The 22,887-nt window shown below is 66.9% G+C and carries 23 protein-coding genes and 1 tRNA gene; 8 read left to right on the top strand and 16 right to left on the bottom strand.

Translation table 11 applies throughout. The features are described from left to right. Positions 1–44: 44 nt before the first annotated feature. The gene (locus LQZ85_RS08980) at positions 45–890 is read left to right on the top strand and encodes a methyltransferase (protein ID WP_230100803.1); all 846 of its coding nucleotides are present in this window, start codon (positions 45–47) and stop codon (positions 888–890) included. 66 nt (positions 891–956) lie between these two features. On the opposite strand, the gene LQZ85_RS08985 is transcribed toward LQZ85_RS08980, so the two are convergent. The 3 genes from LQZ85_RS08985 to LQZ85_RS08995 are packed head-to-tail and all read right to left on the bottom strand — an operon-like array spanning position 957 to position 4,190. Next, positions 957–3,308, bottom strand: coding sequence for an excinuclease ABC subunit UvrA (locus LQZ85_RS08985; protein WP_230100804.1), 2,352 nt, complete (start codon positions 3,306–3,308; stop codon positions 957–959). Positions 3,309–3,333: 25 nt separating this feature from the next. Continuing rightward, on the bottom strand, positions 3,334–3,744 hold the full coding sequence (locus LQZ85_RS08990) for a VOC family protein (protein ID WP_056279056.1): 411 nt from the start codon (positions 3,742–3,744) through the stop codon (positions 3,334–3,336). 5 nt (positions 3,745–3,749) lie between these two features. Then, positions 3,750–4,190: a helix-turn-helix transcriptional regulator gene (locus LQZ85_RS08995; protein ID WP_355706103.1), complete on the bottom strand. Its 441-nt coding sequence runs from the start codon at positions 4,188–4,190 to the stop codon at positions 3,750–3,752. 137 nt (positions 4,191–4,327) lie between these two features. Between LQZ85_RS08995 and LQZ85_RS09000 the strand changes: the two genes are divergently transcribed. After that, positions 4,328–4,927, top strand: a complete 600-nt coding sequence (locus LQZ85_RS09000) for a DUF308 domain-containing protein (RefSeq protein ID WP_230100805.1) — start codon at positions 4,328–4,330, stop codon at positions 4,925–4,927. Between the two features lie 63 nt (positions 4,928–4,990). On the opposite strand, the gene LQZ85_RS09005 is transcribed toward LQZ85_RS09000, so the two are convergent. Next, positions 4,991–5,755 carry an SDR family oxidoreductase gene (locus LQZ85_RS09005; protein ID WP_056278725.1) on the bottom strand — a complete coding sequence of 255 codons (765 nt, stop codon included), beginning with the start codon at positions 5,753–5,755 and terminating at the stop codon, positions 4,991–4,993. Between the two features lie 120 nt (positions 5,756–5,875). Between LQZ85_RS09005 and LQZ85_RS09010 the strand changes: the two genes are divergently transcribed. The 4 genes from LQZ85_RS09010 to LQZ85_RS09025 all read left to right on the top strand — a co-directional run bounded on the left by LQZ85_RS09010 (position 5,876) and on the right by LQZ85_RS09025 (position 8,564). Beyond that, a complete protein-coding gene (locus LQZ85_RS09010) occupies positions 5,876–6,349 on the top strand; it encodes an NfeD family protein (protein WP_053096071.1) in 474 nt (157 codons plus the stop codon). A gap of 9 nt (positions 6,350–6,358) precedes the next feature. Beyond that, a complete protein-coding gene (locus LQZ85_RS09015) occupies positions 6,359–7,285 on the top strand; it encodes an SPFH domain-containing protein (RefSeq protein WP_053096070.1) in 927 nt (308 codons plus the stop codon). Continuing rightward, a complete protein-coding gene (locus tag LQZ85_RS09020) occupies positions 7,282–8,055 on the top strand; it encodes a glycerophosphodiester phosphodiesterase family protein (RefSeq protein ID WP_056278723.1) in 774 nt (257 codons plus the stop codon). Before LQZ85_RS09015 ends, LQZ85_RS09020 begins: the two co-directional genes overlap by 4 nt. A gap of 125 nt (positions 8,056–8,180) precedes the next feature. Continuing rightward, complete coding sequence (locus tag LQZ85_RS09025; protein WP_053096068.1) at positions 8,181–8,564, top strand: RNA polymerase-binding protein RbpA; 384 nt, start codon at positions 8,181–8,183, stop codon at positions 8,562–8,564. On the opposite strand, the gene lnt is transcribed toward LQZ85_RS09025, so the two are convergent. From lnt to LQZ85_RS09070, 9 genes are read right to left on the bottom strand one after another with little or no spacing between them, the layout of a single operon-like run. Then, a complete protein-coding gene (gene lnt, locus LQZ85_RS09030; RefSeq protein WP_056278722.1) occupies positions 8,561–10,084 on the bottom strand; it encodes an apolipoprotein N-acyltransferase in 1,524 nt (507 codons plus the stop codon). The genes LQZ85_RS09025 and lnt overlap by 4 nt on opposite strands. An 11-nt stretch (positions 10,085–10,095) precedes the next feature. Further along, complete coding sequence (locus tag LQZ85_RS09035) at positions 10,096–12,573, bottom strand: DEAD/DEAH box helicase (protein ID WP_056278721.1); 2,478 nt, start codon at positions 12,571–12,573, stop codon at positions 10,096–10,098. Further along, positions 12,570–13,328: a twin-arginine translocase subunit TatC gene (gene tatC, locus LQZ85_RS09040; RefSeq protein ID WP_056278720.1), complete on the bottom strand. Its 759-nt coding sequence runs from the start codon at positions 13,326–13,328 to the stop codon at positions 12,570–12,572. Before tatC ends, LQZ85_RS09035 begins: the two co-directional genes overlap by 4 nt. A 54-nt stretch (positions 13,329–13,382) precedes the next feature. Next, on the bottom strand, positions 13,383–13,640 hold the full coding sequence (gene tatA, locus LQZ85_RS09045) for a Sec-independent protein translocase subunit TatA (protein WP_053096064.1): 258 nt from the start codon (positions 13,638–13,640) through the stop codon (positions 13,383–13,385). Positions 13,641–13,667: 27 nt separating this feature from the next. Beyond that, positions 13,668–14,657, bottom strand: a complete 990-nt coding sequence (locus LQZ85_RS09050) for a WYL domain-containing protein (RefSeq protein ID WP_056278719.1) — start codon at positions 14,655–14,657, stop codon at positions 13,668–13,670. Beyond that, positions 14,654–15,649, bottom strand: coding sequence for a WYL domain-containing protein (locus LQZ85_RS09055; protein WP_056278718.1), 996 nt, complete (start codon positions 15,647–15,649; stop codon positions 14,654–14,656). Before LQZ85_RS09055 ends, LQZ85_RS09050 begins: the two co-directional genes overlap by 4 nt. After that, positions 15,649–16,566, bottom strand: coding sequence for a hypothetical protein (locus tag LQZ85_RS09060; protein ID WP_056278717.1), 918 nt, complete (start codon positions 16,564–16,566; stop codon positions 15,649–15,651). The genes LQZ85_RS09055 and LQZ85_RS09060 overlap by 1 nt, the downstream gene beginning before the upstream one ends. Positions 16,567–16,576: 10 nt before the next feature. Continuing rightward, a complete protein-coding gene (locus tag LQZ85_RS09065; protein ID WP_053096060.1) occupies positions 16,577–17,596 on the bottom strand; it encodes a tRNA (adenine-N1)-methyltransferase in 1,020 nt (339 codons plus the stop codon). After that, positions 17,593–18,276, bottom strand: coding sequence for an HAD family phosphatase (locus LQZ85_RS09070; RefSeq protein WP_072591272.1), 684 nt, complete (start codon positions 18,274–18,276; stop codon positions 17,593–17,595). Before LQZ85_RS09070 ends, LQZ85_RS09065 begins: the two co-directional genes overlap by 4 nt. Before the next feature lie 91 nt (positions 18,277–18,367). Between LQZ85_RS09070 and LQZ85_RS09075 the strand changes: the two genes are divergently transcribed. After that, positions 18,368–19,216 (top strand): PAC2 family protein, encoded by an 849-nt coding sequence (locus LQZ85_RS09075; RefSeq protein ID WP_053096058.1) that lies wholly within the window; start codon positions 18,368–18,370, stop codon positions 19,214–19,216. 18 nt (positions 19,217–19,234) lie between these two features. Here the strand turns inward: LQZ85_RS09075 and LQZ85_RS09080 are convergent, their stop codons facing one another. Beyond that, positions 19,235–20,059, bottom strand: coding sequence for an undecaprenyl-diphosphate phosphatase (locus LQZ85_RS09080; protein WP_053096057.1), 825 nt, complete (start codon positions 20,057–20,059; stop codon positions 19,235–19,237). Between the two features lie 45 nt (positions 20,060–20,104). After that, positions 20,105–21,400 carry a M20/M25/M40 family metallo-hydrolase gene (locus LQZ85_RS09085; protein WP_056278716.1) on the bottom strand — a complete coding sequence of 432 codons (1,296 nt, stop codon included), beginning with the start codon at positions 21,398–21,400 and terminating at the stop codon, positions 20,105–20,107. 113 nt (positions 21,401–21,513) lie between these two features. On the opposite strand from LQZ85_RS09085, the gene LQZ85_RS09090 reads away from it, so the two are divergent. Then, positions 21,514–21,596 (top strand) — tRNA-Leu (locus LQZ85_RS09090). A gap of 122 nt (positions 21,597–21,718) precedes the next feature. Here LQZ85_RS09090 and LQZ85_RS09095 read toward each other — a convergent pair. Continuing rightward, positions 21,719–22,816, bottom strand: coding sequence for a VIT1/CCC1 family protein (locus LQZ85_RS09095; protein WP_056278715.1), 1,098 nt, complete (start codon positions 22,814–22,816; stop codon positions 21,719–21,721). Positions 22,817–22,887: the final 71 nt, after the last annotated feature.

Genomic DNA, 22,887 nt, shown 5'->3' on the forward strand with positions numbered 1-22,887 from the left:
TGTTTGCTACGAGGACGATGCGAGCGCATCGCTAGGCTCTAGGCGTGAACGGTAGCAACATCGACATCGATTGGACGGTCGCCCGGGACGCCAATCAGGACAACTGGAACGATCGCGTCCCGCTGCATGAGGTCGCCTACGGTCTCGACGAGTTCGACGATCCTTCGCATCTCAGCGACGTCGTCAGTGCCGATCTCCCGGTGCTTCGCCGATTCCTGCCCGACGGCAGAATCACGGGACTCGACCTGTGCCATCTGCAATGCCATATCGGTACCGACTCCGTCTCGCTGGCCCGTGCGGGAGCGACCGTCACCGGCGTCGACTTCTCGGCGCCGGCCCTTGCTGCGGCCGAAGCGCTGGCCGAGCGCACGGGGGTTTCGGCGACATGGATCGAGACGGACGTCCTCGACGCACGCGCAGCCGTGACGGGTGACTTCGATGTCATCTACACGAGCATCGGCACGATCACCTGGTTGGACGACCTCGACCGCTGGGCCGCTCAGATCGTCGGCCTGCTGCGTCCGGGAGGCACGTTCTTCATCCGCGACGGACATCCTGCTCTGTACGCGCTCGACGAAGATGCGCCGACGCTCGTGACCCGCTACCCGTATTTCGGTGACGGCCGGGCGCAGCGATGGGACGACGAATCGACCTACGCCGGGGACGGCAAGGTCGCGCACCCGCGCACGTACGAATGGCCGCACCCGCTCTCGGAGATCCTGGGGTCGCTGTTGAAAGCGGGCCTTCGTCTTCTGCACTTCGACGAGGGGCGAACACTCCCCTGGCGGTTCAGTCCTCGGATGGTCGAGGTCCCCGGCGGGTATGCCTGGCCTGAAACGGAACGGAACCTTCTCCCCTGCACGTACACCGTGGTCGCACGCAAGGACTGATCGCTCGTCGCGAAGGTTCGTACTCATCTGGCGACACGGCTCGTGACATGGCGCCAGCCGCCCGCTCTACGCGCCGACGTACTCTGCCAGATGCTCGCCCGTGACCGTCGATCGCGCAGCCACGAGTTCTGCGGGGCTTCCCTCGAAGACGATGCGGCCGCCATCGTGGCCCGCGCCGGGACCGACGTCGATGATCCAGTCGGCGTGCGCCATCACAGCCTGGTGATGCTCGATCACGATCACGGTCTTTCCGGATTCGACGAGTCGATCGAGCAGTCCGAGGATGTTCTGGACGTCAGCGAGGTGGAGCCCCGTGGTCGGCTCGTCGAGCACGTACGTGTCGCCCTTCTCCCCCATCTGGATGCCCAGCTTGATGCGCTGGCGTTCGCCTCCGGACAAGGTGGACAGCGGCTGTCCCAGCGATAGGTAACCGAGGCCCACATCTTCGAGGCGTCCGAGGATCGTCGCTGCCGCCGGCAGCTTCGCCTCCCCCTCGGAGAAGAACACCCGTGCCTCGGCGACCGGGAGATCCAAGACCTCGGTGATGTCCTTGCCCGCCAGCTTGTACTCGAGGACGGCAGCCTGGAAGCGCTTGCCGCCGCAGTCCTCGCAGGGTGTCTCTATCGTGTCCATGAACCCGAGTTCGGTGATGATGACACCGGCGCCCTTGCAGGTCGGGCAGGCACCCTCGGAGTTCGCGCTGAACAGGGCCGGCTTGACGCCGTTGGCTTTGGCGAACGCCTTGCGGATCGGTTCGAGCATGCCCGTGTAGGTGGCGGGATTGCTGCGCCGTGATCCCTTGATCGCGCCCTGGTCGATCGCCACGACCCCCTCGCGCTTCGACACGGACCCGTGGATCAGGGAGCTCTTGCCGGAACCCGCGACCCCGGTCACGACGGTGAGGATCCCGGTGGGGATGTCGACATCGACGTTCTGCAGGTTGTTGGCCGAGGCGCCTCGGATCTCGATCGCGCCGGTGGCACTGCGCACCGAATCCTTCAGCGCGGCTCGATCGTCGAGGTGGGCGCCGGTGCGGGTTCCGCTGGCCTTCAGTCCCTCGATGGTCCCCTCGAAGCAGATCTCACCGCCGGCGCTTCCGGCGCCGGGACCGAGATCCACCACGTGGTCTCCGATGGCGATGGTCTCCGGCTTGTGCTCCACCACCAGCACGGTGTTGCCCTTGTCGCGCAGGCGCAACAGAAGGGTGTTCATCCGCTGGATGTCATGCGGGTGGAGGCCGATGGTCGGCTCGTCGAACACGTACGTCACATCGGTGAGAGACGACCCGAGGTGACGCAGCATCTTGATGCGCTGCGCCTCTCCCCCGGACAGCGTCCCTGATGGGCGCTCGAGGCTCAGGTATCCCAAGCCGAGCGTGACGAACGCGTCGAGGTTCGCACTCAGCGCCTCGAGCAGGGGCGCCGCCCCGGGGAGTTCCAAGCCTCTCACCCACTCGGCGAGATCGGTCACCTGCATGCGGCAGGCATCGGCGATGCTGATGCCGTCGATCTTGGAGGACCTCGCTCCTTCGGTGAGGCGGGTGCCATCGCACTCCGGGCATGTCGCGAACGTCGCCACGCGTTCGACGAAGGCGCGGATGTGCGGCTGCAGCGCGTCGAGGTCTTTCGAGAGCATCGACTTCGTGATCTTGGGGATCAACCCCTCGTACGTCATGTTGATGCCCGAGATCTTGACCTTGGTGACCTCGCCGTAGAGGAAGAGCTGTCGCTGCTTCTCGGTGAACTCCGAGACCGGCTTGTCGGCGGGATAGAAGCCCGATGCGGAGAAGCCCTTCACCATCCAGCCGTCCGCCGTGTAGCCGGGAACCATGATCGCTCCCTCGTCGAGAGACTTCGACTCGTCGACGATCTGCGCGAGGTCGAGATCCGACACCGCTCCCCTGCCCTCGCATCGAGGGCACATGCCGCCGAGGTAGATGGCGTCCTTGACGATCTTCTTCTCGCCGCCCGGCCCCGTCATCACTCCGCTGGCCTTCTGAGTCGGGATGTTGAACGAGAACGCCGTCGGGCCTCCGATGTAGGGGTCACCGAGCTTGCTGAAGAGGATGCGCAGCATGGCGTTCGCGTCGGTGACCGTTCCGACGGTGGATCGCGGATTCGCGCCGAGACGCTCCTGATCGACGATGATCGAGGTCGTGAGTCCCTCGAGCACGTCGACGTCCGGACGCGGGACCGACGGCATGAAGCCCTGGACGAACGCGCTGTACGTCTCGTCGATCATGCGCCGTGACTCGGCGGCGATCGTGTCGAAGACCAGCGAGCTCTTGCCGGATCCGGAGACTCCGGTGAAGACGGTGAGGCGACGCTTGGGAATGTCGACGCTCACCTCTTTGAGGTTGTTCTCGCGCGCACCCTGTACGCGGATGATGTCGTGGCCGTCAGCGGGGTGCGTCGTCATGGTGATCCTCGAGTAGCGACCGGGGTCAGCCGGCCTGGTTGATTCGGAGCAGGTTGCCTGCGGGGTCTCGGAAGGCGCAGTCGCGCACGCCGTAGGGCTGATCCATGGGCTCCTGCACCACATCGGCGCCGTTGTCGACAAGTCGCTCGAACACCGCGTCGAGATCGTCGCTCGCGAGAGTCAGCGCGCCGTAGCTGCCCTTCGCGATGAGTTCGAGGATCGTCTGGCGCTCGGCGTCCGTGATCCCGGGATCGGTTGCCGGCGGGTGCAGCACGATCGACGTCTCCGGCTGCCCCGCGGGACCGACCGTGAGCCACCGCAGGCCGTCGTAGCCGACGTCGTTGCGCACCTCGAAGCCGAGGGCGTCACGGTAGAAGCCGAGAGCCGCCTCGGCATCGGTGTGCGGAAGGAATGCGTAGTGGATGCTGATGTTCATGAGACTCACGTTAGGTGCGCGCTCGTGCGCGGCGCTTCTTGATTCCTGATCGGTCGGATGACGTGCTTCGCCTGGAACGTCGGAATGCCGTCGACGTCAGCGGCGCGCTCACGATACACGCGGGGTGGGACACCGACCAGTTCCGTGAATCGAGTGCTGAACGTGCCCAGCGATGAGCATCCGACTTCGAAGCACACCTCGGTGACGCTGAGGTCGCCGCGGCGCAGCAGAGCCATCGCGCGCTCGATCCGCCGCGTCATCAGATAGGAGTAAGGCGACTCGCCGTAGGTCTCCTTGAAGCGCCTGCTGAGATGGCCGGCCGACATGTGTGCTCCGCGGGCGAGCGCCTCCACATCGAGAGGCGTGGCGTACTCGCGGTCGATCCGATCCCGCACCTTGCGCATCACGACGAGCTCGCGGAGCCGCGCGTCATCGTCCGAGGTCACCCCCTGATTTTGCCATGACCGCGCGTGACGGAGTGTGAACGTCGGCGACATATCGATATCGGGTTCCCCCATCCGTCACCGGACAGCGCTACTCTGTCAGCATCCCTCACAGGATTTTCTCAGAAAGGGTCTCCACCATGACTGATTCCCTCGCTTCCGAAGCGAAATCGCTGTTCACGTCCATTCGAGTCGTCCTGGCCGTCTCCGGTGTCATCGCACTGATCGCGGGCATCGTCCTGCTCGTCTGGCCCGCCAAGTCCGCCGTCATCGTGACGGGCATCTTCGCCACCTACCTCGTGATCGCGGGCCTCGTCTACATCGGACTCGGCATCTTCTCCCGCGTGAAGGGCGGGTGGGCTCGAGTCGGCCACATCGTGCTGGGCCTCGTGTACATCGTGGCCGGCGTCATCGCGTTCGCGAACCTCGGCGTGGCCGCTGCCACTCTGGCGCTCGTCGTCGTCATCTTCATCGGCATCAGCTGGATCGTCGACGGAGTGGTCGCGTTGTCGCTTCTCGGAAAGGACGGCTCGCGAGTCTGGACGCTGCTCTACGCGCTGCTGAGCATCATCGCCGGTATCGTCGTCCTCTTCTCGCCCCTGTACGCGGCAGCCGTGCTCTGGCTGGTGCTCGGCATCTCGCTCGTCGCCCTCGGAATCGTGCAGATCGTGCGCGCGATCACACTGGGCAAGGACGCGAAGGAGTTCGTGGCATCGGCGAAGGCCGACTCCGCGCTCTGATCCTCCCCGTAACGCGAAGAGCCCCGTCCACGCGGACGGGGCTCTTTCGGTGGTATCAGCCGCTCACTCCGCGGCGAATGCGCTCACATCGCCGACGAGACGCGTGTTGTCGGCGGGGACAGCGTCGATTGCCGCGCGAGCGACCTCCGCGGCGAACTCCGACACGTTGTAGAGCTTGCCTGCGGATTCGCGCCGCTCCGCGATCGCTCCGGGGTTGGCGCGCTCGAGCAGAGTCGCGGTGATCGTGCCTTCGATCATGTCTCCGGACACCACGGTGAAGCCGATGCCCTTCTCTGCGAGGCCGGGGATCCGCTCGCGGAGCGCGTCTTCTCCGGCGCGCTTCGACAGGGCGACGGGCTCGTACTCCGGCATGGTCGGGGTGGTGCGGATGAAGTGCGCCTGGTGGCTCGTGACGAAGACGACCCGCGCGCCGTCGCCGAGCAGCGGAACAGCAGCGTCGAGGACGTTCAGCTGCGCGTCGCGGTTGAGGGTCAGGGCGTAGTCCTCGGCCATTCCCGATTCCATGCCGCCGGAGGCATTGAGGACGAGGACGTCGAGGCGTCCGAATTCGGCCTTCACCGCATCGAACATCTCGCCGACGGACGCGGGATCGGTCAGGTCGGCACCGACGACCAGCACGCGGCGGCCCAGCTCGCGCAGCTGCCCGGCGAGCTTCTCTGCACGTGGGGCCTTGTTGCGGAAGTTGATCACCACGTCGGCGCCGGCCTCGGCGAGGTAGCGCACGGTGTCCGCCCCGATGCCTCGAGACGAGCCGGTGACGAGGGCGACCTTGCCCTCGAGAGAACCTGCGGGAAGAACGTCGGTCACAGTGACTCCTCTGATGCGTGATTCGCCGTGATGACACGGCGCTTTCAGACTATCAAGCCGGCCCCGTCCAGCCGGGACCGGGCTCGACCTGCGTGATAGGTTGACCGCAAAGGAGGCCGCATGGACAACTTCGCGACATTCGTTCAGTTCATCGACCAATGGGCATGGATCGGTTGGCTGATCCTGATCGCCATCTTCCTCGTGATCGAGATGCTGACTCTCGACTTCACCTTCCTGATGCTGAGCTTCGGCAGCGTCGTCGGGCTCGTCACGGACTTCCTCGGCATCCCGGTCTGGGTACAGGTGCTGATCGCCGCCGCGGCGGCCGCGCTCTTCATCCTGTTCCTGCGTCCGCCGCTGATCAAACGCCTGCATCGAGGCGAGGACCCGACCAAGTCCAACGTCGACGCACTTCTCGATCTCCGAGGCATCGCGCTGCAGGACATCACCCAGATCTCCGGCCAGGTGAAGCTGAGCAACGGCGACACCTGGACCGCCCGCACCGCCGGAGCCGTGCCGATCCCGCAAGGATCACCGATCGCCGTCATGACGATCAACGGCGCGACCGCGACCGTCCGTCCCGTCAACGACTAGGAGAGTCTCTTGGACGATGCATCGTTCATCCCCGCAGCGATCGGGTGGATCCTCGTCATCGCGATCATCATCTTCGTGGTGGTCACGCTGGCTCGCTCCATCCGCATCATCCCCCAGGCCACGGCCGGCGTGGTCGAGCGCCTGGGCCGATATCACAAGACACTGACGCCGGGTCTGAACATCCTGGTGCCGTTCATCGACCGGCTGCGTCCCCTCATCGACATGCGCGAGCAGGTCGTGTCCTTCCCACCGCAGCCCGTGATCACCGAGGACAACCTGGTGGTCTCGATCGACACCGTCGTCTACTTCCAGGTGACCGATGCTCGCGCTGCGACATACGAGATCGCCAACTACCTGGGCGCCGTCGAGCAGCTGACGACGACGACACTGCGAAATGTGGTCGGTGGACTCAACCTCGAAGAGGCCCTGACCAGTCGCGACAACATCAACGGACAGCTTCGCGTCGTGCTCGACGAGGCGACGGGCAAGTGGGGAATCCGCGTCGGCCGCGTCGAGCTGAAGGCCATCGACCCGCCCATCTCCATCCAGGACTCGATGGAGAAGCAGATGCGCGCCGAGCGGGACCGTCGAGCGGCGATCCTCACGGCTGAGGGAACCAAGCAGTCGGCGATCCTCGAGGCCGAAGGTGCGCGACAGGCCGAGATCCTCCGCGCAGAGGGCGACAAGCAGGCCGCCGTGCTGCGCGCCCAGGGTGAGGCCGAAGCGATCCAGAACGTGTTCACCGCCATCCACCAGGGCGAGCCTGACGACAAGCTGCTCGCGTACCAGTACCTGCAAATGCTTCCGAAGATCAGCGAAGGCCAGTCGAACAAGCTCTGGATCATCCCGAGCGAGCTGACCGAGGCGCTCAAGGGCATCGGCACCGCGTTCACCCCGCGACCGGGACAGCCCCCGACGAACCTGCCGGGCGCGTGACGCACCCGTATTTCGTCAAGGCGCGTCACCCCCGAGTCCTCGCTCACCGCGGTCTGATCACCGCGGCGGGCGGGGACTCCGGTGTCTGGGAGAACTCGGCCGCCGCCGTCGCCGCCGCTCATGCCGCCGGAGCAGAGTACATCGAGACCGACTGCCGGGTGACGGCCGACGGTGACGTCGTGCTCTTCCACGACGCGACGCTGCACAGACTGGCCGACGATCCCCGTCCCGTCGGTGAGGTGCGCACCCGCGAACTCGCCGCGATCTTCTCCGACCACGGCGGGCTACTCACGGTCGCTGACGCACTCTCCGCCTTCCCGACCACGCGCTTCAACATCGACGTCAAGACCGTCGACGCGGCAGCACCCCTCGGCCCCCTCCTGGCGGAACACACGCATCGAGTTCTCGTGACCAGCTTCTCCGATGCGAACCGACGTGCGACGATCGCAGCGGTCCTGCGCGCGGGGGCTCCGCTCCGACCGGCGACGTCGGGCGGCAGCCGCACCATCGCCGCGGTCCGCGCTCTCTCCGCTCTGCGCCTCTGCCCCGGCCGCGCTCTGCTCGACATCGACGTGCTGCAGATTCCTGAGCGGCATCGCGGCGTGAAGGTGCTGACGCCTGCACTCCTCCGAGCGGCGCACCGGCGCGGCGTCGAGGTTCACGTGTGGACGGTGAACGACGCGGACTCCATGCGACGACTCGTCCGGCTCGGTGTCGACGGCATCGTCACCGACCGCGCCGATCTCGCGCTGGTCACGATCGGCCGCTGAGACCGCCACGCCGCCATTACGCTGTGGCGCTGGGATTCCGCTGTGAATAGCGCCGAGAACGCGCTCGTATGGATGAAGCGCACAGGCTGGAGCGTTATACCTGACAGCGACGAGAGGACCACACAATGGCAGATCGCAGCCTACGCGGCATCCGACTCGGCGCCCAGAGCCTACAGAGCGAAGAGGGCGTCGTTTTCATGGAGCGCCGTGAAACCACCTACATCTGTGACACCTGCGGCCATGTCACGAACCTGATGTTCTCGGCGGACGCAGAGCCGCCCCAGACGTGGGAATGCCGTTCCTGCGGAGCGGACGCGCGCCTGAACGTCGACGGCCAGGCCGTCACGCTCGATGCCACGGACGAGAAGGCCGCCCGCACACACTGGGACATGCTTCTCGAGCGTCGTACCCGCGCAGAGCTCGAGGAGCTCCTCGAGGAGCGACTCGCCTTCATCCGTGCCCGCCGCGGCGCAGGTGAAGACCCGACCCGCGAGAAGATCGGCGCCTAGCGCCTGCGGGCGCGCAACCACCCGAAGGCCAACGCGCCCAGTCCGCCCCAGACCAGAAGAACCTGGATCCAGGGTCCCAGGACGACTCCAGCAGTCAGGCCGGAGCGCAGCTCGACATCCTCGAGCAACGCTCCGGCCTTTCCTGCATCCAGGCTCGAGACCGTCGTGCCATCCGCGCGGATCACCTGGCTGGTGCCGACCGTCGAGATGTTCACGACGCTGCGGCCGGTCTCGATCGCACGCATCCGCGCGACGGCGAGTTGCTGCAGATTCTCATTCGTCCCACGGAAGTCCGCGTTGTTCGTCTGGAAGACGAGCACTTCGGCACCGTCTGCCATGCCCTCGCTGATCACGTCGTCGTAGATCACGTCGAAGCAGATCGCCAGCCCGACCTTCACACCGTCGACGTCGACGACCGGCGGATTCGAGCCCGGGGTGTACTCGCGCTGGATCAGACCGATCAGATCGGGTGCGAGTGCGCTGAAGAAGGCGCGGTCGGGGACGTACTCCCCGAAGGGGACCGGATGCCGCTTGTCATGGACCTGCCCGTCGGCGCCCTCTTCCGTCCAGAGCATCGACGTGTTGTAGAACAGACCGTCTCGTTCCGTGGCGGCATTCGCCAGCAGCGGTGCGCCGACACGCGAGGCGATCGCGCTCATTCTTCTCGCCAGAGAGTCCGATTGGAACGGATCGAAGTCGAGCGACCCCTCGGGCCAGACCAGCAGGTCGACGTCCTCGCCGTAGAGCGGTTCGGTCGCGTCGGTCTGCGCGTCGATGAGGGAGTAAGGCTCGCGCTCGTCGAAATACCCGCTCGGCCCGTTCCCCTGCACCGCCGCGATGCGCAGCGACCCGCTGGTGGTCGTGGGGAAGAGCGGTGTGAGCAGCAGAACCACGGTCACGACGACCGGTGCGATCAGCGCAGCCGGCCGGCGCCACAGTCGTTCGCGCACCACCTGGATCACGAGGGCGACGAGGAACACCATCAGGAAGCTGAGACCGCTCACGCCGGTCCAGGACGCGACGTGAGCCAGCGGGCTCTCGGCCTGGCTCATGCCCAGACGAGCCCAGGGGAACCCTCCATAGGGCCAGGAGCCGACGAACACCTCGCGCCCGACCCAGAGCGCCGCCACCACGGCCGGAAGGAGCAGGAGCCGCGCCCAGACGCTCGGGAAGGCTCGGGGCATCCAGCGATAGGCGAGGGTGATCAGGATCACGGCCACCGCCGTGAGCACGCCTTCCAGGACACTCAGCGCCGCCCAGGGCAGCGGGCCCAGGTAGCGAGACGTGAACGACACGAGCAGTCCGAAGAAGAGCACACCGTAGACGAGTCCGACCGCGAGAGCTCCGCCGGCCCGTCGGCCGATCAGCGCCACGAGCAGCAGCGCTGTGGCCGGGAAAGCCAGCACCCACACCGCAGTGGACGGATAGGACAGATTCATCAGGAGCGCGGCCATCGCCGCAGCGGGGAGGGCGAGCGAAAGCGGCAGGAGGGGGCGCTGCGGCACGCGGGGTTCGGGCATCCTTCCTATTCTCACATCGAGGAATAGGCGACGATGCCGCGACGGACGCCGTCCAGAGCCACGCGGGCGTTGCGGGCCAGCGCACCGTCTTCCGCGACGATCGAGAGCTGATCGAGCAGATCGATCGTCTGTTTGGCCCATCGCACGAAGTCGCCGGCCGCCATGTCTGCGTCCACGAGGACGCGGTCCAGCATCCCTCCTCGCGCCCACGAGTGCATCGCACCGGCGAGGCCCGCCGACAGAGGCTCGGATCCCGGCAGATGGTGGTCCTTCTCGAGGTCGTCCAGCTCGGCCCACAGGGTCGTCGTCTTCTCGTACGCTGCGCGGAAGGCACCGCGGGGCAGGTCCCGCTCCCCCGCGTTCGCCTCGTCGCGACGAGGCTCGTAGACGAGGCAGCAGGCCATCGCAGCGAGGGACGGCGCGTCGAGACCGTTCCACAGCCCCTGCCTGAGAGATTCGGCCACCAGCAGATCGCGTTCGCCGTAGATCCGGCGCATCGTCCGCCCGGCCTCGGTGAGCGTTGTCTCCCCCTCGTCGTCTCGGTGGAGATAGTCCAGGGTCTCGAGCACCTCGACGACGCGATCGAAGACGCGAGCCACCGTGCCGGTCCTCGTCTCGATCTGTCGGCGGATGCGATCGTTCTGACGCTTGAGCTTCCAGTACCGCTCGGCCCAGCGCGCATGGGCTTCGCGATCAGGGCATCGATGGCATCCGTGACGCTGCATGCGCGTGCGGAGGCTGTGGATCTGCTTCATGCGCTTGTCGCGCGATGTGCGCGGCGCGTTCGAGTCCTGGCGGTTCTTCTTCTCGAGATCGCTCAGCTCGCGGCGTATCGAGGCGTAGTCCAGGAAGTCGCCGTGATCGCAGACCATCGCCGCCTTGTACCCGTCCAGCGACTCCTCCGCTTCGCGGACCTGTCTCGCCAGTCCGACGACTGCGCGGTCGGCCTGGAACTGCGCGAAAGACGACTCGAGCACTTCGCGGGCCCGGGGCTTGCCGAACAGATCGATCAGGTTGACGGCCATGTTATACGTCGGCCGGAAGCTGGAGTTCAGCGGATAGGTGCGGCGAGAGGCGAGGGCCGCGACCGCCTGCGGATCCATGCCCTCGGTCCACTGCACCACCGCGTGACCTTCGACGTCGATGCCGCGTCGTCCCGCGCGACCGGTGAGCTGCGTGTACTCCCCCGATGTGATCGCGACTCGGGCCTCGCCGTTGAACTTCTCCATCTTCTCGAGAACGACGGTTCTCGCGGGCATGTTGATGCCCAGAGCCAGGGTCTCGGTGGCGAAGACGACCTTCACGAGCTTGCGCTTGAAGAGGTCCTCGACGACCTCCTTGAAGGCCGGCAGCAGACCCGCATGGTGCGCAGCCACACCGCGCTCGAGGTTCTCGAGCCACTCCCAGTAGCCCAGCACACCGAGGTCCTCATCCTGCAGCGAACGGGTCCGGTCCTCGACGATCGCTCGGATCTCCGCGCGCTCCTCGGTCGACGTCAGCCGCACGCCCGATCTCCGGACCTGCTGCACCGCCGCATCGCACCCGACTCTGCTGAAGATGAAGAAGATGGCAGGCAGGAGGTTGGCCTGCTCGAGCAGCCGCACCACGTCCGGGCGATCCATGCGCTCGATCCGACGCACGTTCGCGGAACGGACGGGGCGACGTCCGCCTCGTGGCGGGCGCTGCGCCTGTCGGCCGGCATGGCGATTGCTGCGATACTCCTGCGCCGAACGATTGTTGTCGTAGTTGGAGCCGGTGAAGGAGCGGATCCGCATCAGCTCCTGATTGACCTGTGCGGTCGCGATCCCCGCCCGATCGTCGAAGAGCGGCAGCAGATCATCACGGACGAGCACGTGCTGCTCGAGTGGAACCGGACGGATCTCCGAGACGATCACCTCGGTGTCCCCGCGCACGGTGTCGAGCCAGTCCCCGAACTCCTCGGCGTTCGAGACGGTGGCGCTCAAGGAGACCAGCCGGACGTGCTGCGGCAGGTGGATGATCACCTCCTCCCACACTGCCCCGCGGAAACGATCCGCGAGGTAGTGGACCTCGTCCATGATGACGTAGCGGAGGTCCCGGAGCGCGGCCGAGTCGGCGTAGATCATGTTGCGCAGCACCTCGGTCGTCATCACGACGATCCGGGCGTTGCCGTTGATGTTCGTGTCGCCGGTGAGCAGACCGACGTCGTCCGGGCCGTACACATCGACCAGCTCGCGGAACTTCTGATTCGAGAGCGCCTTCATCGGCGTCGTGTAGAAGGCCTTGTCCCGTGGAGTCTGCATCGCGAGATGGATGGCGAACTCGCCGACGATCGTCTTGCCTGCACCGGTCGGCGCGGCGACGAGCACGCTCTGGCCGTCTTCGAGTGCGTGGCATCCCTCGACCTGGAAGGGGTCGAGCTCGAACTTCTGGTTCGCAGCGAAGGCGACGGTCGCCGGGTGCCCTGCCGCCTGTCGAGCCGCGGCGTATCGTTCGGCCGGCGAGCTCATACGGCCACGGGTTCGATGCCTGCAGCGGCGTCGCGCTTGCGCTTGCGTCGGTCGAAGAGCATCGAGATGAAGGTCGCCGCGAAGTACAGCACGATCATCGATCCCATCAGCAGCAGCATCGAGAACACATCAGCAGGCGGAGTCGTGACGGCGGCGAAGATCGTGCACACCAGGATGGCGACTCGCCAGCCCTTCAGGATGTCGCGGCCCGACATGATGCCGGCGAGATTGAGTGCCACCAGGAAGACAGGCAGCACGAAGGCGATGCCGAGCACGAGCAGGAACTTGAAGACGAAGTCGTAGTAGGTGGAGTAGTCGAAGAACTGCGCCATGCCGGTGGGGACGAACGACGCCATGACTTCGATCACATGCGGAAGCACGAAGAACGCGACCGTGCAACCGCCGAAGAACAGCGGGATGGCCGCCCCGAGGAATCCCCAGGTGTACTGGGTCTCCTTCTTCGTGAGCCCCGGCATGACGAAGGCCCAGACCTGCCACAGCCACACCGGCGCGGAGATCAGGAGTCCGATCGCGAAGGCGATCCGCATGCGCAGATCGAACCCGCTCGTCACGGTGGTGAAATTCAGGCCGGTGTACTCGCGCCCCTGCTGCTCCGCGATCGTGGCGATCGGCACCGAGAGCAGGTCGATGATCGGCCCTGTCACGAAGAAGGCGATGATCATGCCGACCACCAGGGCACCAGCCGCGATGAACAGACGCTTACGGAGCTCGATCAGGTGCGCGCCGAGAGACATCCGCCTGTCACGGCCCGGCGTCTCCTGGTCGGCGGAATCGAGAGCGGACACGAACTAGGCGGATCGAGGAGGCTGACCCGGATCCGTGTCGCGAGCCGTCACCGTGGTGTCTGCGACCGAGGTCGTGGTGGTCGGGGATGCCGGATCTGCGGCATCAGTCGCGTCCTCGTTCTTCATCGCCTTCATCTCGCCCTTGAACACCCGGGCGGACTGACCGAGGCTCTTCGCCAGTGCCGGCAGCTTCGCCGCACCGAAGAGCAGCAGGATGACGGCGAGGATGATCAGCAGATGTGGCCAACCGAAAGCGCCCATGATTCTCCTTCGTCGTTTGGTGAAAGTCTAACGGGCGTTGTCGCCTTCGGGGTGGCGATACAGGGCGAGTCCGGCCGCAGCCCATTCCCGCGCCGCAGTTCGAGCGACGCCGGGATCCACCACTTCGAGGGCGCCGCCGAACTTCGCCGCCAGTCGCTTCACTCCCCGAGGGTCTGCGAGATGCAGCCGAACGGTGACGATCCCATCGCTGGCGTCGGAGTTGTCGGCCGTCAGGAAGTCTCCGAGCAGGGGCGCCATCCGCTCGGGCACCCGCACTCGCACCTCCCCCTCGTCCTCGACGGCCGAGAAGGCCTCAGGGACGTGCTCGCCCGCGTGCGTGATCGGGATGTCGGTCAGCCGGGCATCGCTCACGCGATCCAGGTGGAAGGTGCGCATGGCCTGTCGCATGTGGCACCACCCCTGCAGGTACCACTGCGCGTTGGTGATGAGCACCTGCACGGGATCCACGGTGCGCGTCGTGGGCGCGGCATCGGGAGCCTGATACGTGAACGACACGGCGACGCCGTTCTGCACGGCCCTCGACACCACCTGGCGGACCTCGTCGACGGCGCTGGGTGCGACGACGACCTCGGCCGGCGCATCGGCCGCGCCCCGCGAGAGCTTCGAGATGAGGCCGCTGACCAATCCCGAGTCGGAGACCGCCGGCACGGCCGCGACCATCTGCAGGCCCGCGAGGAGCGCGGCGGCTTCTCGGGCCGTGAATCGAGGAACCCGGCGCAGAGCGACATCGTTGGTGATCTCGATGATGTCCTCTTCGTCGAGGAGGTCCCAGTTGATGTCGAACATCTCCTGCGGCTGCTGCCAGAAGCCGGAATCACCGGGCAGGCCGATGACCGTGAGCTTCTCGACCATCTGCCGCATCTCCGTCGAGGTCACACCGAACTCGGCAGCCGCCTCGGCGAGCGAGACCTGTCCGTGCTCGAGGAGATAGGGCACCAGAGTCAGATAGACGCGGACTCGGTCGGCGGCGAGCAGCGGCTTGCCTCGGGCGCTCATCGGACCTCCCCCGCATCCGAATTCGTCGCCACGACCGCGGTCAGGCGATCGACGACGGCCGAGCGGAGCTCCGCAGGCTCGACAACCCGCACCTCGGGACCGTACGACGCGAGCTCGTCGGCGAAGATGTGCAGGTCCACGAACGGGACGAGGATGCCCTGGGTCGCCGCCGGAGTCGCCCGGCGGCCGAGCCGCAGCGACGCCTCGGTGCCGGGTGTGACCTCGAGCAGCGCAGAGTTCTGAGCGGCGACGCGCTCGAGACCGGCCAGGGCACGCTCCCCCGCGCCCTCGCGCAGCGCAGGGTCGAATGCCTTCGCCGTGATCTTCACATCGCCGACGATCCTGCTGAGCAGGAACATGCGGTCTTGCTCGATGTCCACATCGACGCCGAACACGTGCCATCTCGCTTCATAGTCGACGAGTGCGAGCGGGCGGATGCTGCGGCGCCGCGGTGCGCCCTCCCCCGGCTTGAGGTAGTCGAAGACGACCACGCGGCTCTTCTCGATCGCATCCTGCAGTGGAGGGAAAGCGGCATCGCGCGCGGTGATCCGCGGCGCGAACCCGATGATCGGTTCGTCGCCGTCGATCCCGAGCGCCCGGATCTTGCGCACGCCGGCCTTGGCGTCGCCGGATGCGGACTCGGCACTCCACACGCTCCCCGCCAGCTGCAGCACGGCGAGCTCGGCGGCCGTGAACTCGATATCGCTGGGCAGGTCGTATTCCGCCTGCGGAATACGGTATCGCGCTTCGCGGAGGTCATTCGGATCGGCCTGATCCCCGATCGTCTCGACGGGGACGCCGAGAGTGCGCAGCTCATCCTTGTCGCGCTCGAACATCTTCTCGAGTGCATCCGAGCGCACGCCCGCATCGGCGCGCTGACGGTAACCCGACACGTTGTCGAGGATCTGCTGCTTGGTGAGCCCGATCTCCGTGGCCATGAGCGCCACGACGAGATTCGTCAGGCGCTCCTCCGCGGGAATACGGGCCGCCATCACTGCTCCGGGACGGGAACGACGCCCAGGATGTCGACCACGATCGCGGTCGCCGGGTTTCCGTCTGCCTCGGGCACGACGACCAGGAGCTGGGAGCCGATCGTCGCGCCGACGAGCTCCTTCGCCGCGGGGCCGATGTTGGGCTCGGCACCCCACGTGCTCGAGGTGACCGTCTTGTCGTCCCATCCGAGCGCCATGATGTTGGTCACGATGGTCGATTCCTTCTCGACCTTCTCCCCGTCACCCTTGATGAGCGTCTGAGTGACGGTCTCGGTGGGGGCGTCGCTGTCGGGGATGATCACTCCGGGGGTGCCATCGGGAGCACGGACGACGGTCGGCAGGCCCCGGGCGTCGTTGAACTGCGATGAGCCCTCGGCATGAGCGAGGTAGACATCCTGGAGGTCGATGATGGCGACCACGTTCTCATCCTCTTCGAGACCGAAGGCCTCGACATTCGCCTCGCCGAAGTCCTCGGGGGTCAGCACCGCGACGATCCGGCTGCCTCCGGTCGCGCACTCCAGCACGGTCTCGAGACCGGCGGACCGCTCTGCCCAGTAGGAGATGCTGTGCACACGGCTCGGGTCGCCGTTGAACTCGGACTCGTAGAGCTTCTCGCCGCTCTCGCCGCCATAGAAGGCGATGTCGAGCACCATCGGCTGGGAGGTGGTGGTGAGGGTGTTTCCCTCGCCGGTCACCACGTCGGCGAAGGACGTCTCGTCCGCCTTCACCGGGCTGTACACGGTGACGTCCGGAGCCTCTCCGAGGTCGCCCTCGACGGTGACCGAATCCTTCACGGATGCGGTCGATGCCGCCGCCCGATCGCACGCATCACCGGCGAACGAGGGCGCCGAGGCGCATCCGGTCAGAGTGAGGACGGCGAGGCTGATGGTTGCCAGAACGGCGGACGTTTTACGCACGCGCTCCAGTCTATTCCGTCGGTGGCTCGGATTCGCGCGAACCGGCGGCGAGACGGGCGCCCTCAGCGGCCTTCGCGGCCTCTCTCGCCCGCTTGCGCAGATTCTTGTCGTTGATCTCGCGATCGCCGACAGCCCCCGGCGTCCACGCCTCGACATCCGCATCGCCGTAGCTGCTCTTCGATGCCCTGCGCTTCACCTGTGGGGCCACGGCGCCCGGCGCCAGCCGACGAGCCGTGAGGAGGAAGCCGGTGTGCGCCACCATCCGGTGATCGGGTCGCACGGCGAGACCCTCGACGTGCCAGCCGCGAACCATCGTCTCGGACGCCTCGGGATCCGTGAACAGGCCCGTGCTCCGGATGTACTCGGCCACCCGCGAGAGCTGCGTGGCGGTGGCCACGTAGCACAGCACGACGCCGCCGGGGGTGAGTGCGTCGGCGACGACATCCATGCATTCCCACGGCGCGAGCATGTCGAGTACGACACGGTCGACCGTGCCCGCCGGGAACTCCGCCGGCAGCGCATCCGCGAGATCTCCCACCACGACGTCCCAGGTGTCCGGCGTCTCGCCGAAGAAGGTCTCGACGTTGCCCCGTGCGACCTGGGCGAAGTCCTCACGACGCTCGAACGACACCAGCCGGCCGACCGGACCGATGGCCCGCAGGAGCGAGAGCGAAAGGGCACCGGACCCGACACCCGCTTCCACGACGACGGCACCGGGGAAGATGTCGGCCTGCATCACGATCTGCGCGGCGTCCTTGGGATAGACGATCGCGGCGCCGCGCGGCATCGACATCGCGAAGTCGCGGAGCAGAGGCCGGAGCGCGAGGTACTCGTGTCCCGAGCTGTTCGCGGCCACTGAGCCGTCGGGCAGACCGATGAGGTCGCGGTGCCGGAGCACGCCCTGGTGCGTGTGCAGCTCGCCGTCCTCTCGGAGGGTCACGGTGTGCAGGCGCCCCTTGGGGCCGGTCAGCTGCACCCGATCGCCCTCGCGGAACGGCCCGCTCGGCCGCTGTGAGGTGGTGTCGGTCATCGGGTGGCTCCCGTCATGGAGGTTTTTCGGTCGAAGAGTTCGATCAGGTCGGCGGCCGTGCGCCCCTCGAGACTCGGCCAGAGCTCATGCGCGCCCACGTGATCGAGCGAGACGATGTGCGGCACGCCGAGGGCGACGGCGCCGGATGCGATGCCCGCGCGGAGCCCGGTCGGCGAGTCCTCGATGACCACCGCATCGGCGATGTCGATCTCGAGCAGGGATGCCGCGTGGAGGTAGGGCTCGGGGTGGGGCTTCGGGTTGGTCACATCATCGCCGGCGACGACGATGTCGAAGGCCTGGAACTCGATCAGGTCGACGACGCTCAGCGCCATGCGACGCAGCGACATCGTGACGAGTCCTGTGGGGATCCCCGCTGACCTCAGGTCCTGCAGCAGCTCGCGGGCGCCGGGGCGGAAGGGCACTCCCTGCGTGCGCAGTGCATCCTGCACGCCGTCGGTGAGGAGCGAGATGATCGCCTCGGCATCCATGTCGACGCCCGCGTTCTGAAGGATGATCGCGCTGTCGATGAGTCCGTTGCCGACGAGCTGAAGCGCATCCTCGTGGGTCCACGTGCCGCCGAAGGATTCGACCAGCGCGGTCTCGGCCGCCATCCAGTACGGCTCGGTGTCGACGAGTGTTCCGTCCATGTCCCAGAGGATCGCGCGGGGCTGTCTGCTCACCGAACCATGTTACCCGTGGCTCCACCCTGTCCCCGCGCCGTCGGACTAGCCTGGAGGGATACCGATCCGGAATCCACGAAGGGAGCCCACGATGGATGGCCTCGGTTCACGCATCGTCATCGTCGCCTTCGACGGGTGGAACGACGCAGGGGAAGCCGCGAGCGGCGCGGTCGCCGCACTGCGCGAGACGACGGATTACGACCTCGTGCACTCGATCGACCCGGAGCTGTACTTCGACTACCAGTACACGCGCCCTGCGACGAAGATGGACGCCGAAGGGCGTCGCCAGCTCACCTGGCCCGAAGCCGGACTCTGGCGCCCGCGCGACCCGGGTCCCGGTCCCGAGTTCTGGATCCTCACGGGAGTGGAGCCTGCGCGCACCTGGCAGGCTTTCGCGTCGGAGTTCATCGACGTCGCTCTCCGCGACGACATCACGGGCTTCGTGACGCTCGGCGCGATGCTCTCCGACGTGCCCCACACCCGCCCCATCTCGATCTTCGCGTCGAGCCAGAACGAGCAGGTCCGCGAGGCGCACGGCCTCGAGCGCTCGCTCTACGAAGGCCCCGTCGGAATTCTCAGCGTCATCGAGCACTTCGCCGAGAGCGCCGGCATTCCGACCGCCAGTCTGTGGGCGAGCGTGCCGCACTACGTCGCCTCCGCCACACCGTCGCCCAAGGTGACCCTCGCTCTTCTCGATCGGCTCGAGGAGCTGACCGGCGTGGACGTGCCTCGCGACCACCTGCGCACCGAGGCCGCCGCCTGGGAGGCATCGATCGATGCCGCCGCCGCGGACGACGAGGACATGACCGAGTACATCCATCAGCTCGAGCGCACGCGCGACACGTGGGACTCCCCCGATGCGTCGGGCGATGCCATCGCTCAGGCCTTCGAGCGCTATCTCAAGCGCCGTGGCGACGGCCCCGGCGACCACAAGCGGTAGTCGCCGGGGCCCTCGTCATCACGCCGCGATGACGCCGGTCCCCAGCAGCACCAGGAGGACGGTGCCCAGGAGGATGCGGTAGATCACGAACGGCAGGAAGCTCCGCTTCGAGATGTAGTTCATGAAGAAGGCGATCACGCCGAGCGCCACGACGAATGCGATGCCCGTCGCCGCGAGCGTGTCTCCGAAGGAGAAGAACGACGGCTCGTCCCAGCTCTTGAACACCTGGTAGAAGCCACTGCCGAACACGGCGGGGATCGCGAGCAGGAACGCGTAGCGAGCGGCTGCGGCACGCTCGTAGCCGAGGAAGAGTCCCATCGTGATCGTTCCACCGGAGCGCGAGACTCCGGGGATCAGCGCCAGAGCCTGCGCGAAGCCGTACGCGATGCCGTGCGGGTAGGTGAGCTGATCGAGCTTGCGCCGCTTCGCGCCGACGTGGTCGGCGATCCCGAGCAGGATGCCGAAGACGATCAGCATGATCGCGACGATCCAGAGGGAGCGGAAGACGGTCTCGATCTGGTCCTGGAAGAGCAGCCCCAGGACCACGATCGGGATGCTGCCGATGATGATCATCCATCCCATGCGCGCATCCGGATCGCTGCGCGGGACCCTGCCGGTCAGCGACCGGAACCACTGCGCGATGATCCGCACGATGTCGCGCCAGAAGAACACCACGACCGCCGCCTCCGTGCCGATCTGGGTGATCGCGGTGAACGCGGCGCCGGGATCCTCACCCGAGGGCAGGAAGGTGCCGAGGATGCGCAGATGGGCGCTGGAGGAGATCGGGAGGAACTCGGTGAGTCCCTGGACGATGCCGAGGATGAGCGCTTCGAACAAGTGCATGGAGGAGCTTTCTGAGTCGTGGTGCGCGGACGTGGAGCCGAGAGCTCAATACGTGCGCAGCAGATCGGCCAGCACCCGCTGACCGAAGACAAGCGATTCTACGGGCACCCGCTCATCGACCCCGTGGAACATCCCGGTGAAGTCGAGGTCTGCGGGAAGCCGGAGAGGCGCGAACCCGTACCCGGTGATTCCGAGATAGGCGAGCGCCTTGTTGTCGGTTCCTGCACCCAGCAGGTACGGGATGACCGGCACGCCGGGGTCATGCCGGCCGAGACTCGCGACCATCGCCTCGACGAGCTCGCCGTCGAAAGGCGTCTCCATGCCGATGTCCCGCACCACCGTCTGGATCTCGATCTCGTCGCCGACGATCTGCTGCAGCTCGGCGAGCACGTCGTCTTCGGTTCCGGGGATCACCCGCACGTCGATCAGCGCCTCGGCACGCTCGGGGATCACGTTGTGCTTGTATCCGGCGGACAGGGCGGTCGGGTTCGTCGTCGTGCGGAACGACGAACGGAGGAAGGCCTCGGCGGGCCCCGCAGCCGCCGCGAGGGCATCCGGGTCGTCGACGGAGCGCCCGGTGAGATCGCTCAAGCCCTGCAGCAGTGCCTCGGTGGTGGGAGTGAGTCGCAGGGGCCACCGCGTGCGACCCAGGGCCGCCACGGCCTCCGCGAGCTTCGTGACCGCATTGTCGTCGTGGAGACGGCTTCCGTGGCCGGCGCGGCCCTTCGCCACGAGGCGTATCCAGATGAGCGCCTTCTCCCCCACCTGCAGCAGGTAGGCGCGGCGATCGTCGACCGTGATCGAATAGCCGCCCACCTCGCTGATCGCCTCGGTCGCGCCCTCGAACCACTCGGGGCGGTTCTGCACGACGAGAGCCGATCCCTCGACTCCGCCGTTCTCCTCGTCGGCGAAGAAGGCGAGCACGAGGTCGCGTTCGGGCTGCTCGCCCGCTCGCAGCAGGTCGCCGACCGCCGTCAGGATCATCGCGTTCATGTTCTTCATGTCGACGGCGCCCCGCCCCCAGAGCATGCCGTCCTTGACGACGCCCGCGAAAGGATCGACGGTCCAGTCCTCGGCCATGGCCGGGACGACGTCGAGGTGCCCGTGCACCACGAGCGCCGGCTTGCTGCGGTCGCGTCCGGGCACCCGCGCCATGACGTTCGTGCGCCGCGGGATGGGCTCGTAGTACTCGACTTCCAGGCCGAGATCCTGCAGATAGGCGCCGACGTACTCGGCCGCTTCCCGCTCGCCCTTCGCGTTGCCCCCGCCGAAGTTCGAGGTGTCGAATCGGATCAGGTCGCGCGCGATGCGAACCACCTCGGGCAGAGACACGTCAGTCATGGAGTCCAGGCTATCGAAAGGCCGTGGCGCGCCCGGGCGTCGCCGTCGGTTTCTGAGTGCCCCGAAGCTCGTGCTAATGTAAATCTTCGTTCGGCAACGAACATCCAACACCTGCGCGGGTGGCGGAATGGTAGACGCGCTACGTTGAGGTCGTAGTGCCCGTAAGGGCGTGGGGGTTCAAGTCCCCCTCCGCGCACAGACAGGCCCCGGATATCCACATGATATCCGGGGCCTTCTTCGTTTCCGATGTCGCCGTGTCGTCGGACAGGACTCGCGTGGATCGTCGAGTCCTGTCCGACGCGGTCGGGCCGGCGCCTGTCAGACCGCGCCGACGCCGAACACCAGACCGAGCACGTACGTGACCGCTGCGGCTCCGAAACCGATCGCCAGCTGACGCAGCGCACGACGCAGGGGCGGGCCTCCGGACAGGATGCCGACCATCGCTCCCGTCGAAAGGAGCGCAATGCCCACGAGCACGAGAGCGACGACCACCGCTGTGGTCCCCTCGAGCCCGAAGAGCCACGGGAGCACGGGGATGATCGCGCCGGATGCGAAGAGCAGGAAGCTCGAGATCGCGGCGGTCCAGTCGCTGCCGACGATCTCGTGGTCGTCTCCGGCATGGACGTGGACCGGCCCTGTGGCGGTGCGTTCCACGCCGGCGCGCGCGGCATCGACGATGCGCCGTGCGCGCTCCAGAGCCTCCTGCTGGCCGATCCCGCGCGCCCGGTATACCAGAGCGAGCTCGTTCTCATCGATGTCGAGGTCGGCGGCGGATGCCGCGGCATCCTCGTTGGCCTCCGTCGACGCGAGCAACTCTCGTTGAGACCGCACGGACACGAACTCCCCCGCCCCCATCGACAGCGCCCCGGCGAGCAGGCCTGCGATGCCGCTGAACAGGACGAAACCCGAACTGACGCCCGTGGCGCCGATGCCGAGCACGAGCGCGAGGTTGCTCACGAGGCCGTCGTTGGCCCCGAAGACCGCTGCGCGGAACGAGCCCGACAGGCGACGCCGGCCCCGCGCAGCGAGACCGCGAACCACCTCGTAGTGCACTTTCTCGTCAGCGCGCATCGCCGGCGTCGCGTACTGCTCCGAGTCGTACGGTGAACGTGCCTCGGCGCTCTGCGCGAGGGCGAGCACGAAGATGGATCCGAAGCGGCCCGCCATCCAGCCGAGGAGGCGGGAGCGGATGCCGGCGCGTGGCAATCGGCCCGGTTCCGCGCCGAGCAGATCGAGCCAGTGCTGCTCATGGCGCCGCTCGGCGTCGGCGAGGCTGAGAAGGATCTCACGCTCCTCCCCCGTGCGTCGGCTCGCGAGCTTCTGGTACACGTGTCCTTCGGCGCGTTCCTCGACGAGGTACCGCGCCCAGCGGCGGCGGTCTGCGGCGGTGGGCTCGGCGGCAGCGGGGGCTGTCATGAAGTCTCCTGATCGACGGTCCCCGTTCTCGGGGCAACCGTTCAACGCTAGCTTCGGGAGCCCGTCTCCAT

Source organism: Microbacterium sp. Bi98, assembly GCF_918698045.1.
Classification (GTDB): Bacteria; Actinomycetota; Actinomycetes; order Actinomycetales; family Microbacteriaceae; genus Microbacterium.

Excerpts from the sequence above, each read along its gene's own strand:
- LQZ85_RS09055 (WP_056278718.1), bottom strand. The coding sequence starts at position 15,649 with ATGGCGGCCCGTATTCCCGCGGAGGAGCGCCTGACGAATCTCGTCGTG.
- LQZ85_RS08985 (WP_230100804.1), bottom strand. The coding sequence starts at position 3,308 with ATGACGACGCACCCCGCTGACGGCCACGACATCATCCGCGTACAGGGT.
- LQZ85_RS09085 (WP_056278716.1), bottom strand. The coding sequence starts at position 21,400 with ATGACTGACGTGTCTCTGCCCGAGGTGGTTCGCATCGCGCGCGACCTG.
- LQZ85_RS08990 (WP_056279056.1), bottom strand. The coding sequence starts at position 3,744 with ATGAACATCAGCATCCACTACGCATTCCTTCCGCACACCGATGCCGAG.
- LQZ85_RS09010 (WP_053096071.1), top strand. The coding sequence starts at position 5,876 with ATGGACAACTTCGCGACATTCGTTCAGTTCATCGACCAATGGGCATGG.
- lnt (WP_056278722.1), bottom strand. The coding sequence starts at position 10,084 with ATGCCCGAACCCCGCGTGCCGCAGCGCCCCCTCCTGCCGCTTTCGCTC.
- LQZ85_RS09025 (WP_053096068.1), top strand. The coding sequence starts at position 8,181 with ATGGCAGATCGCAGCCTACGCGGCATCCGACTCGGCGCCCAGAGCCTA.
- LQZ85_RS09000 (WP_230100805.1), top strand. The coding sequence starts at position 4,328 with ATGACTGATTCCCTCGCTTCCGAAGCGAAATCGCTGTTCACGTCCATT.
- LQZ85_RS09080 (WP_053096057.1), bottom strand. The coding sequence starts at position 20,059 with ATGCACTTGTTCGAAGCGCTCATCCTCGGCATCGTCCAGGGACTCACC.
- LQZ85_RS09075 (WP_053096058.1), top strand. The coding sequence starts at position 18,368 with ATGGATGGCCTCGGTTCACGCATCGTCATCGTCGCCTTCGACGGGTGG.
- tatC (WP_056278720.1), bottom strand. The coding sequence starts at position 13,328 with ATGTCTCTCGGCGCGCACCTGATCGAGCTCCGTAAGCGTCTGTTCATC.
- LQZ85_RS09035 (WP_056278721.1), bottom strand. The coding sequence starts at position 12,573 with ATGAGCTCGCCGGCCGAACGATACGCCGCGGCTCGACAGGCGGCAGGG.
- LQZ85_RS09095 (WP_056278715.1), bottom strand. The coding sequence starts at position 22,816 with ATGACAGCCCCCGCTGCCGCCGAGCCCACCGCCGCAGACCGCCGCCGC.
- tatA (WP_053096064.1), bottom strand. The coding sequence starts at position 13,640 with ATGGGCGCTTTCGGTTGGCCACATCTGCTGATCATCCTCGCCGTCATC.
- LQZ85_RS09065 (WP_053096060.1), bottom strand. The coding sequence starts at position 17,596 with ATGACCGACACCACCTCACAGCGGCCGAGCGGGCCGTTCCGCGAGGGC.
- LQZ85_RS09050 (WP_056278719.1), bottom strand. The coding sequence starts at position 14,657 with ATGAGCGCCCGAGGCAAGCCGCTGCTCGCCGCCGACCGAGTCCGCGTC.